Annotated in this window: 11 protein-coding genes and 1 pseudogene; 8 read left to right on the top strand and 4 right to left on the bottom strand. The window is 63.6% G+C overall.

What is annotated here, in order from left to right; translation table 11 throughout:
* The first annotated feature begins 57 nt into the window (after nt 1–57).
* Both QRN51_RS12490 and QRN51_RS12485 read left to right on the top strand, forming a co-directional pair.
* Nucleotides 58–396, top strand: a complete 339-nt coding sequence (locus QRN51_RS12490) for a carboxymuconolactone decarboxylase family protein (protein ID WP_284990170.1) — start codon at nt 58–60, stop codon at nt 394–396.
* A gap of 122 nt (nt 397–518) precedes the next feature.
* Nucleotides 519–1,379: an MBL fold metallo-hydrolase gene (locus tag QRN51_RS12485; RefSeq protein ID WP_284990169.1), complete on the top strand. Its 861-nt coding sequence runs from the start codon at nt 519–521 to the stop codon at nt 1,377–1,379.
* Between the two features lie 819 nt (nt 1,380–2,198).
* Here QRN51_RS12485 and QRN51_RS23470 read toward each other — a convergent pair.
* Together QRN51_RS23470 and QRN51_RS12475 are read right to left on the bottom strand one after the other, a co-directional pair.
* A pseudogene (locus QRN51_RS23470) lies at nt 2,199–2,360 on the bottom strand (MFS transporter); the annotation flags it as partial.
* A gap of 96 nt (nt 2,361–2,456) precedes the next feature.
* The gene (locus QRN51_RS12475) at nt 2,457–4,436 is read right to left on the bottom strand and encodes an FAD-binding monooxygenase (protein ID WP_284990168.1); all 1,980 of its coding nucleotides are present in this window, start codon (nt 4,434–4,436) and stop codon (nt 2,457–2,459) included.
* Nucleotides 4,437–4,671: 235 nt separating this feature from the next.
* On the opposite strand from QRN51_RS12475, the gene QRN51_RS12470 reads away from it, so the two are divergent.
* The 6 genes from QRN51_RS12470 to QRN51_RS12445 all read left to right on the top strand — a co-directional run bounded on the left by QRN51_RS12470 (nt 4,672) and on the right by QRN51_RS12445 (nt 12,908).
* Complete coding sequence (locus tag QRN51_RS12470) at nt 4,672–6,240, top strand: fumarylacetoacetate hydrolase family protein (RefSeq protein WP_284990166.1); 1,569 nt, start codon at nt 4,672–4,674, stop codon at nt 6,238–6,240.
* A gap of 10 nt (nt 6,241–6,250) precedes the next feature.
* Nucleotides 6,251–7,792: a 5-carboxymethyl-2-hydroxymuconate semialdehyde dehydrogenase gene (gene hpaE, locus QRN51_RS12465; protein ID WP_284990165.1), complete on the top strand. Its 1,542-nt coding sequence runs from the start codon at nt 6,251–6,253 to the stop codon at nt 7,790–7,792.
* Between the two features lie 35 nt (nt 7,793–7,827).
* The gene (gene hpaD, locus QRN51_RS12460) at nt 7,828–8,904 is read left to right on the top strand and encodes a 3,4-dihydroxyphenylacetate 2,3-dioxygenase (RefSeq protein ID WP_284990164.1); all 1,077 of its coding nucleotides are present in this window, start codon (nt 7,828–7,830) and stop codon (nt 8,902–8,904) included.
* Nucleotides 8,905–8,997: 93 nt separating this feature from the next.
* Nucleotides 8,998–9,819, top strand: coding sequence for an HpcH/HpaI aldolase family protein (locus QRN51_RS12455; RefSeq protein ID WP_502870862.1), 822 nt, complete (start codon nt 8,998–9,000; stop codon nt 9,817–9,819).
* A gap of 22 nt (nt 9,820–9,841) precedes the next feature.
* Nucleotides 9,842–11,350 (top strand): NAD-dependent succinate-semialdehyde dehydrogenase, encoded by a 1,509-nt coding sequence (locus tag QRN51_RS12450; RefSeq protein ID WP_284990163.1) that lies wholly within the window; start codon nt 9,842–9,844, stop codon nt 11,348–11,350.
* Between the two features lie 148 nt (nt 11,351–11,498).
* A complete protein-coding gene (locus QRN51_RS12445; protein ID WP_284990162.1) occupies nt 11,499–12,908 on the top strand; it encodes an aldehyde dehydrogenase family protein in 1,410 nt (469 codons plus the stop codon).
* Nucleotides 12,909–12,966: 58 nt separating this feature from the next.
* Here QRN51_RS12445 and QRN51_RS12440 read toward each other — a convergent pair whose 3' ends face one another.
* Nucleotides 12,967–13,404 (bottom strand): hypothetical protein, encoded by a 438-nt coding sequence (locus tag QRN51_RS12440; RefSeq protein ID WP_350224973.1) that lies wholly within the window; start codon nt 13,402–13,404, stop codon nt 12,967–12,969.
* A 31-nt stretch (nt 13,405–13,435) separates the two neighbouring features.
* Entirely contained in the window at nt 13,436–15,382 is a 1,947-nt protein-coding gene (locus tag QRN51_RS12435; protein WP_284990199.1) for a primary-amine oxidase, read from the bottom strand.
* Between the last annotated feature and the right edge of the window lie 52 nt (nt 15,383–15,434).

Genomic DNA, 15,434 nt, shown 5'->3' with positions numbered 1-15,434 from the left:
CGCCGCCGCGGCGATGGAATAGAAGCATTCGAGCAGCTGCGACGAAGGAGAATGATCATGAGCCATGAAGAGCAGAACACCGGCTGGAGCGGCGGGAAGAAGGCCTTCGGCGACTTCGCCCCCGGAATGGTCCACTACACCGACAAGGTTCTCTTCGATGAGGTCTGGGAGCGCGAGGAGCTCTCCAAGCGCGATCGGAGCCTGATTACGGTCGCGGCGCTGACCGCACTGGGCAAGATGGACCAGCTCAAGTTCCATCTCGGTTTCGCCCGACAAAACGGTGTCACCGACGAAGAGCTGAAGGAAGCCCTCCTGCACCTGGCGTTCTACTCCGGTTGGCCCAACGGTATGGGCGCGATGAGCGTATTGAAGGGCATTATCGAGGAAGAGAGCTGAGCGTTTACAGCTGCTTAGTACGACTAGACTGACCCGTTCCTGGCAGCAAATCGGCAGTGCCCATTCCCCGACTCGATCGGAGAAGCACCCGCTGCACCCCAGAATTGTCCCAAGGAGAGTAAATGAACGATCCGCGCACACCGGTCCGGCGCAGCCCCCGCGGGCAGGCCATGGCCCCGCCGACGGTGCCGATTCGGGCCGAGGCCTTCGACGACCCACACGGCACCGTCCTGTACTGGCTCGGCATGGCGGGATTCCTGATCAACGCACGAGGAACTTTGCTGGCCGTCGACCCGCTGCTCCAGGACTTCGACATGCCCGTGCTCATCGACTTCCCGCTGCAGGCGGCAGACGTGCCCCGACTCGACGCCGTCCTCGTCACCCATGCCGACAATGACCACTTCAGCGTGCCGACATGTACGGCCTTGAATGCAGTCACTCAGCGGTTCCACTCGACCCGCTACGTTGCCGAGCTGATGCGCGAACTTGGCATGCCCGCCGACGGCCACGGCATCGGCGACGCCTTCTCCGTCGGAGGGGTCCGGGTCACGGTCACCCCGGCCGACCACGCCTGGCAGAATGCCGCGCCCCAGCCGGGGCAGCGTACCTTCCACGATGAGGACTCGTGCGGCTTCTGGATCGAGACCCTTGACGGCGTGATCTGGGCACCAGGCGATTCACGCTTGATCCGCGAACACCATCTGACCATGCCGACTCCGGACGCGCTCCTCTTCGACTTCTCGGACAGCGAATGGCACTTCACCTTCGACGGCGCCGTCGAGATGGCCAATGCCCATCCCGATGCGGACTTGCTCCTGCACCACTGGGGCAGCGTAGATTCACCCGAGTTCGCCCCATTCAACGCCGACCCGGACACGCTCCGGGACGCCGTGGTCAACCCCAAGCGCATCCGTGTGCTCGCACCGGGCGAGCCTTTCCGGCTGGGGGCGCGTCCGCGGAGGCGCGACACACTCAGCGGTTGACATAGCCAAGGTGAGTGGAACCGCCGCCAAGACTAGAGCCAATTCGACGATCTGCCCAGTCAAAGAACATGGCATGTGACTTCTGACTCGAGCGCAGAATCTCGCGACATGAGCGATTTACCAACGTTGTCAGATAGGTATGCAAATGTGCCTCTGAAATGCGGCGATACCTTCCAGCGACCGGCTGACGACCCATATGCGTCCCCGCACATTCACTCACCAGTGACTGTGGTGAGGTGGGTTGTGCCGGTGGCTTTCACCGCACCCCCAGCGTCGATAAAGCAGACATCAGTGTTGACAGTGTCCACACCCGCTTTGACAGGACCAACTCACCCACACAGTTCCCCGGATGGCCACGAGAAACCTTCCGAGAACCGCTCCCCAACAAAATCGGTTTCATCATGTCGTACCTGCACCCCAATCCCATGAACAGGTGTTGGCCATCCACGGCCCACCCGACCAAACCGGAGCGAGGAACCGCATAATCCCACCCATAGCAGGCGGAGGGCCCACCAGCCAGAACCCTGGACCCGCCACCCACACACCTGAACAGGCCACCGCGGCGACCAGGCCGAAGCCCGCACCACCAGCGTCAGAGGCACTTGTCAAGCTTTGTCAACACGTTAAAGCAAAAACCCCTCTGACGAGGGGGAATGCTGTGCCCGAGGTGGGACTCGAACCGCATTCCAGCCCTTGCAAACACAGGGAACTCCCGAAAACATACCGAATCCGAGCGTGTCCGGCAGATGTACGGCCCAGTCTGAAGCCAAAAGTGTGGACATTGTCCACACTTTCTTTCTGCCACCATTCCAGCTAAAAGCCGATCAGCGTGGTTGCGGCCCCCATGAACACCACGGTCAGTACGAGCACGGTGCGGCGGCCGACTTGTCGCCGTAGTGGCCGGCGAGGAAGGCGCGAGGGTGGGAAGAGGAAGCTGATACCGACGGAGGCGAAGGACAACAGCAGCCCGATGGAGCCCCCGTTGGTTCTCCTTCGAACTGTTGGCGGGCGTGCCGATGGCAGGGGTGCCGATCGTGGGCCGGCGCCCCCGCCTTCCAGAATTCAGTGGTGTTGGATCTACACCGGGACTGATGGTGCGGTGGCTGAATCTGCGGTAGCCAAGCCAAACACCGTTGAGGAAGGGTGCACCTCCGGCTGCAGTAGGGGTGCAAAGAACGCACCTAACTCTGCTGTTGCCGTCAGCGGCAGGACGTTTGCCACGTACTGGTCCGGGCGGACAACCACGACCACGCCGCCGCGGTCCAGACCTCGCAAGTCGAAAATGTCCGCTGACGGATCGGCACCATAGACCTTTTCGTAGTCGGTGAGCTTGAACGGGCCGACCTGTGGCTTAAACACTGCCGGAACGGCTCCGATGTCTATGCTGTCATGCGCTTGTTGGTAAATCACTTTGACGTCGAACCAAGCATCAGGGTCAGCGCCTGGCGGCGTGGCGGCCAGCGGGGACTCAGGAGATTTCATCATCCACTCGGCCAACAGTTCAGTGGCCGAGGGAACGCCATGCCCGGTCCCCTGTCCCTGCTGAGGAACACCGGAATCTGCGAACACATAGATCCGCCAGCGGCCGTCGGCGGTGGCGTGGTGGCCCAAGTGGACTGGGTTAGTGTCGGCCACCCGTACAACAGGTGCCGATTTGAAGCGCTTGCCCACGGGGAAGCCAGCCGCCAGGGATTGGTACTCAGCAGTGCCGACCAGCATCGACGGCGCGTATTGGGTCATGAAGCCGGCGGGGAACTCTGCAGTGCTGACGTAGAAGTCCTCGAGCTCGGAGGGGTTCGCGAACTCCTCCGGCTTCTTGGCCATCATGGTGGACCACTCTTTGTCGAAATCGATGAGGTTCTTGGCGACTACCTGCCGTTCGGCCGAGTAGGTGGACAGGAGGCTTTCGGGGCTCCGGCCTTCCAGTACGTGTCCGAGTTTCCAGGCGATGTTGAAGCCGTCCTGCATGGAGACGTTCATGCCTTGGCCGGCTTTGGCGCTGTGGGTGTGGCAGGCGTCACCGGTGATGAACACGCGCGGGGTTCGGGTTCCGCGCTGCTCCGGGAGGACGTCGTCGAACCTGTCAGTGAGGCGGTGGCCCACCTCATAGACGCTGTGCCATGCGACGTTGCGCACGTCCAGTGTGTAGGGGTGCAGAATCTCGTTGGCCTTGCCGATAATTTCCTCGATGCTGGTGTTCCGGACCGCGCCCCTGTCATTGGGGTCAACTTCGCCGAGGTCCACATACATGCGGAACAGATGTCCGCCCTCACGTGGGATCAGCAGGATGCTGCCGCCCGCACCTGACTGGATGGCGCACTTGGTGCGGATGTCCGGGAAGTCGGTGACGGCGAGTGCGTCCATGACACCCCAGGCGTGGTTGGCTGCGTCGCCGGCGAGGGTACAGCCAATTGACTCCCGCACCTTGCTGCGCGCGCCGTCGGCACCTACAACATACTTGGCCCGAACAATCCTCTCCTGGCCTTCGTTGGGACCGGAGGTGTGAACGAGTGTGACGGAAACCGGGTACTCCCCTTCGTCGGTAACCTCGAGTCCTTGGAACTCGTAGCCGTAGTCAGGTGTCATACGGGTGGGTGCGTTCGCCATGTACTCGGCGAAATAGTCCAAAACCCTGGCCTGGTTAACGATGAGGTGGGGGAATTCGCTGATTCCGGCCGGATCATCAGGGGTCCTCGCCGTGCGGACAATGCCCGTGGGATCATTCACATCCGGCTTCCAAAACGCCATCTCAGTGATCGCATAAGCCTCGGCAATGATCCGTTGGGCGAACCCGAAGGCTTGGAAGGTTTCGACGCTGCGGGCCTGGATGCCGTCCGCCTGGCCGATAGCGAGCCGTCCGGGGCGGCGTTCCACGATTCGCGTGGTGATGTTCGGAAAGCGGGACAGCTGCGCTGCGGCGATCATGCCGGCAGGCCCGGTGCCAACGATGAGCACGTCAACTTGCTCAGGGAGCTCGGCAGGCCGGTCCAGACCGACGCCGGCTGCGGGCTGAACCCTTGGGTCACCGGATACGTAACCGTGGTGGTGGAACTGCACGGGCTTTCCTCACTTCACTGTGGGCGTTAAGTCATCTGAATGGTGTTCTATATTTGAACGCAGGTTTCTATATTCGAAACGTTGGCAGTTGAGTCAACACTTTACGGCACGAGCGGACCACTCGACAAGAGGGCAGAAATCCCCTGAATTGAGGGGTTGACGCAGGATGCAATGCCGGTCATAGTCATTCGTATACGATTTCGTACTTGATGCAGCTCGACGAGGAGGAGGCGCTGTGACACTGGATTTACGGAGCCAGGAAGTCAGCCAGGACATGCTGGCCCGGACGCGCAAAGTCATTGCCGTCCACATCAATTACCCCAGCCGAGCGGCGCAACGTGGGCGAACCCCCACGCAGCCTTCGTACTTCCTGAAGCCGTCCTCGTCACTGGCGCTCGGCTCCGCTGCCACCCCCGGCACGGTTGAGCGGCCGGCAGGCTGCGAGCTCCTCGGTTACGAGGGTGAAATCGCCCTGGTGATAGGAAAGCCGGCACGCCGCGTCAGCCTTGAGGATGCCTGGAGCCACGTCGAATGGGTGACTGGGAGCAATGACCTGAGTGTGTACGACCTCCGGTATGCGGACAAGGGCTCCAACGTCCGGTCGAAGGGCGGCGACGGCTTCACTCCCGTTGGCCCCGCGCTGATCCCGGCCGATGCTGTTGACCCCACACAGTTTCGGATCCGTTCCTGGCATAACGGGGATCTCGTCCAGGACGACGCCACCGAGGACTTGCTCTTCCCGTTCGCACAGCTCGTCGCGGACCTCTCCCAGTTACTCACGCTCGAAGAGGGCGACATCATCCTCACCGGCACCCCCGCCGGTGCGTCCGTCGCCAAGCCAGGTGACGTCGTCGAAGTCGAGGTCACCGGCGGTGAGTTCAGCAGCGGCCGCCTGGCCACCAGAGTAACGGAAGGAACGACGCCGTTCGCGGACTTTGGCGCCCGGCCCAAGACTGATGACATTCAGCGGGAAGAAGCGTACGGATCGCGGGAGGCTGCGGGTCTGAAGTCCGCCGCCTCGGTGCTAACGCCGGAACTGAAGAAGAAGCTGGAGTCCGTTGCCACGGCCACCTTGTCGTCCCAGCTCCGTAAGCGCGGACTGAACAACGTGAGCATTGACGGACTGCAGGCCACCCGCACGGACCGCAAGGTAGTGGGCCTGGCCAGGACCCTCCGCTATGTGCCGAACCGGGAGGACCTCTTCAAGGCCCACGGCGGCGGCTTCAACGCCCAGAAGCGTGCCATCGACTCTGTAAACGAGGGCGAAATCCTGGTCATGGAAGCCCGCGGCGAGAAGGGCACCGGCACCGTTGGGGACATCCTCGCGCTGCGCACACAGGTCCGCGGAGCAGCGGCCATCATCACCGACGGTGGCGTCCGCGACTACTCGGCAGTGGCCGATCTGGAGATGCCCACCTACTTCGCCAACCCGCATCCGGCGGTGCTGGGACGTCGGCACATCCCCTGGGATACGGACATCACCATCGCCTGCGGTGGAGCCACCGTGCAGCCGGGAGACATCATTGTTGCCGACTCGGACGGCATCCTGGTCATCCCGCCGGCCATCGCCGAGGCACTGGTGGAGGACTGCATTCAGCAGGAGAAGGAAGAGACATTCATCTTCCAGATGGTCCAGGAAGGCAACAGTGTTGATGGGCTGTATCCGATGAATAAGGAGTGGCAGTCGAGGTACGAGAAATGGGTCGCAGCTGAATGGTCCACCGAGCAGGCAGACCACCTGCACCGCTCCGCCACCTTGGACGCCTACCTCGCCCAATCCAACCAGCAACCAAATAACAGTTAGGACTTCAATGATGACGACCTCAGTAGAAACCACCCAGCACTACATTCCCGAGAACCTTCCTACGCACCTCCAGCACTTCATTGACGGCAAGTTCGTCGATTCCGTGGGCGGCAAAACCTTTGACGTTCAGGACCCGGTCTCGAACGAGAATTACGCCACGGTTGCCGCCGGTCAGCCGGAGGACATCGACCTCGCCGTCGCCGCCGCCAAGCGCGCCTTCCACGAAGGTCCATGGTCGAAGATGCTGCCCCGCGAACGCTCACGCGTGCTGCACAAGATCGCCGACATCGTCGAATCCCGCGACGACGAACTCGCCCTTCTCGAGAGCTTTGACTCCGGCTTGCCCATCACGCAGGCCAAGGGCCAGGCCCGACGGGCCGCGGAGAACTTCCGCTTCTTCGCCGACCTCATCGTCGGGCAGGAAGACAACGCCTTCAAGGTTCCTGGTCGCCAGATCAACTACGTGAACCGCAAGCCGATCGGCGTCGCCGCGCTAATCACGCCGTGGAACGTCCCCTTCATGCAGGAGTCCTGGAAGCTCGCCCCGGCTATCGCAACCGGCAACACCGTGGTCATGAAGCCCGCCAGCTACACCCCCCTCTCCGCCGTATTGTGGCCCGAAATCTTCCGAGAGGCAGGCCTGCCCGACGGCGTCTTCAACCTCGTCTTCGGATCCGGCGGCGTCGCAGGCGACTACCTCGTGAAGCACCCCGACGTGCCGATCGTCTCCTTCACCGGCGACAGCTCCACCGGCGCCACCATCTCGACCGCAGCTGCCCCGCAGTTCAAGAGCCTCTCGCTCGAGCTTGGCGGTAAGAGCCCCGCCGTCGTCTTCGCCGACGCCGACATCGAAGCCGCCCTCGACGCCACCGTATTCGGTGTGTTCAGCCTGAACGGCGAGCGTTGCACCGCCGGGTCCCGCGTGCTCGTGCAGCGCGAGATCTACGACGACTTCGTAGCCCGGTTCGCCGAGCGCGCCAAGAACATCAAGGTGGGCCTCCCGAGCGATCCCGCGACGGAGGTTGGCTCACTTGTGCACCCGAACCACTTCGACAAGGTCATGAGCTACATCGAAATCGGCAAGACCGAGGGCCGGCTGCTGGCCGGTGGCGGCCGTGCCGAAGGCTTCCCCATGGGCAACTACGTCGCGCCGACCGTGTTCGCCGATGTCTCCCCCGACGCCCGAATCTTCCAGGAAGAAATCTTCGGCCCTGTCGTCGCGATCACGCCCTTCGACACCGACGAAGAGGCGCTGGCTCTGGCGAACAACACCAAATACGGCCTCGCTGCCTACGTCTGGACGCAGAACCTGAAGCGCGCACATAACTTCGCACATGCCATCGAAGCCGGCATGGTGTGGCTGAACTCGAACAACGTGCGCGACCTGCGCACACCGTTCGGCGGCGTCAAAGCCTCCGGCCTCGGACGCGAAGGCGGCTACCGCTCCATCGACTTCTACACCACCCAGCAGTCGGTACAGATCACCCTCAACGAGGCCCACTCGCCCAAGTTCGGCAACGTCGAAGACGCCGCCGCAACCAGCGACAGCTAACCCCACCCCATACCTTTCGAAGAAGAGAGACCATCATGACAAACTTCGTCCCCACCCCCACCGTCCCAGCCCCGGACATCGTGCGCTGCGCCTACATGGAAATTGTGGTCACTGACCTCGCCAAGTCCCGCGAGTTCTACGTTGACCTCCTGGGCCTGCACGTCACCGAAGAAGATGACAACAACATCTACCTGCGCTCCCTCGAGGAGTTCATCCACCACAACCTGGTACTGCGCAAGGGACCCGTCGCCGCCGTCGCCGCGTTTGCCTACCGGGTGAAGTCCCCCGCGGAAGTGGACGCCGCCGAGGCCTACTACACGGAACTCGGCTGCCGGGTCGAACGCCGCAGGGACGGCTTCACCAAGGGCGTCGGCGACTCCGTCCGCGTCGAGGACCCGCTGGGCTTCCCCTACGAGTTCTTCTACGACGTGCAGCACGTCGAGCGCCTCACCCAGCGGTACGACCTCTACTCCGCCGGTGAACTCGTCCGGCTGGACCACTTCAACCAGGTCACACCCGACGTCCCCCGCGGCCGCAAATACCTCGAAGACCTCGGCTTCCGCGTCTCAGAAGACATCCAGGACTCCGACGGCGTCACCTACGCCGCGTGGATGCACCGCAAACAGACAGTCCACGACACCGCCCTCACCGGCGGCAACGGACCCCGGATGCACCACATCGCCTTCGCCACCCACGAGAAGCACAACATCATCCAGATCTGCGACAAGATGGGCGCCCTGCGCATCAGCGACCGGATCGAACGCGGGCCCGGCAGGCACGGCGTATCCAACGCCTTCTACCTCTACATCCTGGACCCCGACGGCCACCGCATCGAGATCTACACCCAGGACTACTACACCGGCGACCCCGACAACCCCACCATCACCTGGGACGTCCACGACAACCAGCGCCGCGACTGGTGGGGCAACCCGGTGGTCCCGTCCTGGTACACCGAGGCTTCCCTGGTGCTGGACCTGGATGGCAACCCGCAGCCCGTTATCGAACGCACCGACGCCTCCGAAATGACTGTCACCGTGGGAGCGGACGGATTCTCCTACACCCGCAAAGAAGGCGCGGACGCGGAAGGCTTCAAACTCGGGGCACAGCTCTAAGCCTGGAATCTCGCCGCCGGTCCCGTCTCGCAACGACACGGGACCGGCAGCCACACGTTCACACTGATCTGCCGACCATTTGAGGAGCGCCTAATGCTTGAGCCGACGCCGCTTCGACTAGAACCGGAGAACACCTTCCGGGACGCTCTCGCCGCGGCCAACCGCCCACTCGCGGGCATGTGGGTCTGCTCCGGCAGCCCGCTCATCGCCGAGCTCTGCGCCGGGTCCGGCCTCGACTGGCTGCTGGTCGATGCCGAACACAGCCCGAACGGACTCGAATCCATCCTCGCCCAACTCCAGGCAACCCACGGCTACCCCGTCCTCACCGTGGTGCGGCCGCCAGTGAACGACACTGTGCTCATCAAGCAGTACCTGGACCTGGGCGTTCAGAACCTGCTGATCCCCATGGTCAGCTCGGAGGCCGAGGCCGAGGCCGCCGTCGCAGCGACCCGCTACCCTCCCCACGGGGTCCGCGGCGTGGGCTCGGCCCTTGCCCGCGCCGCCCGATGGAACCGCATTCCGGATTACCTCGCCCGGGCCTCGGAAACCATCAGTGTCACCGTCCAGATCGAAACCACCCGGGCTGTGGATTCAGTGGCGGAGATCCTCGCTGTGGACGGCGTCGACGCCATCTTCCTTGGCCCCTCGGACCTCGCTGCCTCCATGGGTCTGCTGGGACAGCAGGAACACGCCGAGGTCCGTGCCGCCGTCGAACATTGCCTCGGATCCGCGAAAGCGGTCGGCAAACCGGTCGGCGTCAACGCCTTCAACCCCAGTACCGCCCGCCACTACCTGGACAACGGCGCCAGGTTCATCCTGGTGGGGGCCGACGTCGCACTCCTTGCGAGGGGCTCCGAAGCCCTCGCCTCCCAATACATCCAGCCCTCCGACGACGACTCCCCCGCCAGCTACTGACTCGCTTTAGTTAGGACTTTTCATGACTGCAACATCTGCGGCAATGACTTTTGCCATCTCTCCTGGGCGCGAGGCCGAGCTCCTCGCCTCCGTGCCCACCGGCCTGCTGATTGGCGGGCAATGGCGGGACGCGTCCGACGGCGGCACGTTCGACGTTCATGACCCCGCCACAGGGGAAGTGCTTGCCACCCTCGCCTCAGCCACCAGCGAGGATGCCGTCGCCGCGCTCGATGCGGCGGACGCCGCCCAGGCCGGTTGGGCGCGGACCGCGCCACGCGTGCGGGCCGAGATCCTGCGCCGGGCCTTTGACCTGGTCACCGAACGGGCCGAGGACTTTGCCCTGCTGATGACACTCGAGATGGGCAAACCCCTGGCCGAAGCCCGCGGCGAAGTGGCCTACGGCGCCGAATTTCTGCGCTGGTTCTCCGAAGAAACAGTCCGCGACTACGGCCGCTACCTCACTACCCCTGAGGGCAAAAACAAGATCCTCGTCCAGCACAAACCAGTCGGACCCTGCCTGCTGATCACGCCTTGGAACTTCCCGCTCGCGATGGCCACCCGCAAGGTCGCCCCCGCCGTCGCCGCAGGCTGCACCATGGTCCTCAAGCCAGCCAAACTCACCCCTTTGACGGCGCAGCTGTTCGCTCAGACCATGCTCGACGCCGGGCTGCCGCCGGGGGTCCTCAACGTGGTGTCTTCCTCCAGCGCCGCCGGGATTTCCGGACCGTTGCTGAAGGACTCTCGGCTGCGGAAGGTGTCCTTCACCGGCTCCACCCCCGTGGGCAAGCGCCTTATCGCCGACGCTGCCCAGAACGTCCTCCGCACCTCGATGGAGCTCGGCGGCAACGCCCCGTTCATCGTCTTCGAGGACGCCGACCTGGATGCCGCCGTCGAAGGTGCGATGGCCGCCAAGATGCGGAACATGGGCGAAGCCTGCACCGCAGCGAACAGGTTCCTTGTCCAGGAATCCGTGGCGCAGGAATTCACCCGGAAATTCGCCGCGGCGATGGCAGCCCTGGCCACCGGCCGCGGTACCGAGGCTTCCACCCAGGTCGGTCCGCTGATCGACGCCGGCGCGCGCGACGACGTGCACGCCCTTGTGACCGCTGCCGTCGACGCCGGAGCCACAGCCGTGACGGGCGGCTCTGCAGTGGACGGACCCGGCTACTTCTACCAGCCCACCGTCCTCGGCGGTGTGCCGAACGACGCCGCGATCCTGCGCCAGGAAATCTTCGGACCAGTGGCACCCGTGACGACCTTCGCCACCGAGGAAGACGCCATACGCCTGGCCAACGCCAGCGAATACGGCCTCGCGTCCTACATTTACAGCCGCGACTTCAATCGCCTCCTACGCGTGGCTGAGCAGATCGAGTTTGGCATGCTCGGGTTCAATGCCGGCGTCATCTCCAATGCCGCCGCACCCTTCGGCGGGGTCAAGCAATCAGGCCTTGGCCGCGAAGGCGGCTCCGAGGGCATCGCCGAATACACCACCACGCAGTACATCGGCATCGCCGATCCCTATGTACGCTGACCACTGCTCGGATCGGCCCTCGTCCTTCTCCCCGCGACAAGAGCCCTGCGTGCAGAAACAAGATAAGCAACACACACTGAACAAAACTGGGACTAATCCGTTCAGCCATTGGGCTGCACGCAACCAACTACTCGAAGTGGAGTAACCCTTGGAATCTTATGATGCGCTTCTGGCGTCCTTTACGCCCGCGTCCGGCCCCACGAAAACTATCCTTAACCCGGCGACGGGCGAGACGGTGGGCGAAGCCCCTCTGCACGATCTTGAATACCTTGAGAAGGCTGTTGCGCGGGCTGTTGCAGCGCAACCGGCGTGGGCTGCGCTGGGTCATGAAGGCCGGTCAGCTGTACTCCTGAAAGCAGCGGATGCCGTTGAACGCTCGGCCGAGGAACTCGCCCAGCTGCTCTCCCGCGAGCAGGGCAAACCCCTGAACGGGCCCAACGCCCGTTTTGAAGTCGGTGCCTGCGCCGCGTGGCTCCGCGCTGCCGCGACCATTCCTCTGGACCCGGAAACAGTTGTCGATGACGGCGAGACGCGCGCCCTGCTGCACTACAAGCCCATTGGTGTTGTGGGCGCTATCGGCCCCTGGAACTGGCCGATGATGATCACCGTCTGGCAGATCGCCCCCGCCCTGCGGATGGGTAACGCTGCGGTGGTCAAGCCCTCGGGAAACACGCCGCTGAGCGTCCTTGCCCTGATCAAGGTCATCAACGGGGAGCTTCCCGAAGGCTTGCTGTCCGTGGTCTCATGCGGCCGTGAAGTCGGTGCCCGCCTGACCGAGCACCCCGCCATCGGCAAAATCATGTTCACCGGCTCTACCGCCGCCGGCAAGGCCATCATCAAATCCTCCGCGGACACGGTCAAGCGGCTCACCCTGGAACTGGGCGGAAACGACGCGGGTATTGTCCTTCCCGACGCGGATCCCAAAGCCATCGCGCAGGACCTCTTCTGGGGCGCCTTCATTAATACAGGCCAGACCTGCGCCGCCCTCAAGCGCCTTTACGTCCACGAGGACATTTACGATGCCGTCTGCGAGGAACTCACGGCGGTCGCCGCGGCGATGCCGATGGGCAACGGGCTGGACGAGAACAACGTCCTGGGCCCGCTACAGAACAAGGCACAGTACGACATCGTCGCCAACCTTGTAGAGGCGGCCAAAGACTCCGGCGCACGGGTACTCCTGGGCGGAAACCCCGATACGGACCAGCCGGGCTACTTCTATCCCACCACACTGGTCGCCGACATCGACAACGACAACCCCCTCGTGACCGAGGAACAGTTCGGACCGGCACTGCCCATCATCAAGTACAGCAGTGTGGATGAGGCCGTCGAAATGTCCAACGCCCTGGACGTCGGACTCGGCGCCTCCGTCTGGTCCTCGGATCTCCCCGCCGCCCGCGAAGTGGCAGCCCGGATTCAGGCTGGTTCCGTGTGGATCAACAAGCACGGCGTTGTAGATCCACGCATCCCGTTCGGCGGAGCGAAGCAATCCGGTTACGGCCTCGAGTTCGGCGTCGAAGGCCTCAAAGCCCTCGGCGTCCCCCAGGTCATCAACGGTTGAGGCTGTTCCATCACTTAGGGGGCACTGCACGCTGCGGCGTGCAGTGCCCCTATTTCGCCTACTGCGCAGAGCTGCGTTGACTGATCAGCAGCCGGGCGAGCAGCGTGGCGGCGAGGAGCCCCGTCATCAGCTCCAGTCCGACAACAGCCAGCAGAGTTCCGGCCTGGGTGTCTGCAGAACCTTGACCGACGTGGTGCGTCACGTGTCTGGGGCCTTCTGTAATGCCGCCCACCAGCAACATTCCGTGGAGGACCACCATGGCAAGCGCACATGCCATGACAAGCTGCAGGGCACCAACGTTGCTGTGCTGCCAGATGTGCACAGCGCAGGGCACGCACACGGCGGCGAGTACGAGCATTAAAAGGCCCATCCAGACCCCATGCCAACCGGACACCGCCACCCACAGTTGGACCAGGCAGGAAACCGAGGTAACCGCAGCGCACACCCGGGGGTGCAGGACGGGCCCGGCTGACCGTACCCGTCCCGCTGTCGTCATCAATTTCCTGGACGTGGCTCCGGCAGCGGTGCTAGTGGCAGGAGCCACCGGTATCGCCCTCGCTCTGGCAGGATCCCGAGGTCTGCTTGTTCGGGTTGGCAGGCACGTCCAGGACGGGGCTGCGGTCGAAGAAGCCTTCAGGGCGTAGCTTAAAGCCGACGGTGTCCACGGGCATGATGGGCCAGTCCTCGACGCGCGGGAAGTGGGTGAGGCCGAAGGTGTGCCAGAGGACGATGTCCTGGCCATTAATGTCGCGGTCCTGGGCCACGTACTCGGGCAGACCCGCCCCGCCACCATGCTGGTTCACGAAGTCGCCAGTGGGGTAACGCTCGTCCTCCGCGTAGCGGGTGACCCAGAGGTCCTTCGTGGCAAAGGCCGCGCGCCTGGCGATCGAGGACCCCGGGTCAGCGAGCAGGGTGGGCTGGTTGTGGGAGTGGAGCTTGTAGCCCACGGGTTCACCGAGCCGGTTGCGGGATTCGGGGTTGGAGATGATCCAGGTCCTGCCCACGCGGGCGTCCGCTTCACGGACGGCTTCCGATTCGCGTGCCAGTACTGTGCGCTTGCGTGAGAAGGCGTTGCCGCGTTCGTTGCCTGGGCCGATTGCCTGGCGGACCACGTCTTCTTCTTCCACGCGGTTGGTGAAGCCGTCGATTGCCATGTCCAGGCGGGCGCTGAAGAGGTGCTGGTGGAAGGGTGCCCCGAGGCCGGGTGCCAGTTGGGAGATGTTGTCCGAGCCGCCTTCCGGGAACGCGCTGGTGAAGACGACGCCGGTGGCCTTGGCTTCGAATTCGATGGTGCCGTCGAGGTAGAGGTACCAGTAGAAGCCGTAGTCGTAGTTGCCGATGGTGGTGAAGAAGGAGATGACCAGGCGCCGGTTGCGGCGGGTGTAGCTGATTCCGGACCAGAGGTCGCTGTGCTTGGAAAGGATGCCCCAGTCCTCCTCGTGCATGCAGATGCCGTTGCGGATCTCGCGCGGGTTGCCGAAGGCGTCTGAGACGACAGGGCTCAGGTAGGTGATCTCGCCCAGGCAGTCACAGCCGAGTTCCAGGGAGTTGGCGTACTGGCCCACCAGGTATTCGCCGGTGTCGAAGTAGTTCTGCCAGGACCGTATGGGCGATGGGTCGCCGTAAGGAACCACCATCTCGGCGATGGAAGCCCGGTTGATGATCGGCCGCAGCCGATCGCCGTCCTGGAAGGCCAGGTTGTGCAGGACCACGCCTTCCCGGACGTCGAAGCCGACGTCGACGCTCCACTTTTCCCATTCCACGTGATTGCCGCCGGTGAGCGTGAAGCTGGGGCCGTCGGGCTGGGTGATGTTGATGGGCTTTTGCGTGGTGCGGAGCGGCCCGGTCAGCTCCGGGTCCGTGTAGTTGCCATGCTCGGACGGGATGGGCATGGCGCCGAGGTCCAAGACCTGCGTGACTTCCTTCTTGACCACATCGACGTAGGCCACCAGGCCATCCACGGGGTGGGCCCAGGCACTGTCCTCCGGAAAATCCTGAACAAACGCCAGGCCGCGAAGGATCCGCCGGCCCTTCTCTTCGGCGTACTCGAAGGAGCCTGCTGAGAGCGGAGCCACCCGGACCTTACTGACGTCCAGGTCACGTGCCGCCAAGGCGGTGAGCCAGCGGGCATCTGCGGCCAGAAGCGATTCCACCACCTCGAATTCCTCCTCAAGCACGGGCAGCTCGCCGGTTCGTGCGGTATCCAGGACGACGGCGGACTGCACCTGCTGTTTGGTAACCGAGACGATGACGTCGTGCGGTGTGCCGCCGGAGACATCGTGGATGAAGATGCGGAAACGCCGGTCTGGTTCGTCCGCGCTGGTCCCGCGGTTCGGCTCCATAAGTCCGAGATAGGCAATGCGGTGGTGGGGCTCAAGGTGGCCGGCCGCCCGCAGGATAGCTTGGACCTGGGAGATTTCGCCCCCGGAAGTCAGGCGGTACGGGGTGTCTGCGTCTGCATGTGCGAGTGTCATCATCGACCTTACTTAAAACCGTTACCGGGCGGAAAGTCTATTTTCTATGTCT

This window comes from Arthrobacter sp. efr-133-TYG-120 (genome assembly GCF_030209785.1).
Taxonomy (GTDB): Bacteria; Actinomycetota; Actinomycetes; order Actinomycetales; family Micrococcaceae; genus Arthrobacter.
The sequence above is the reverse complement of the archived record's forward strand: the minus strand, read 5'-3'. Positions and strand labels throughout refer to the sequence as shown.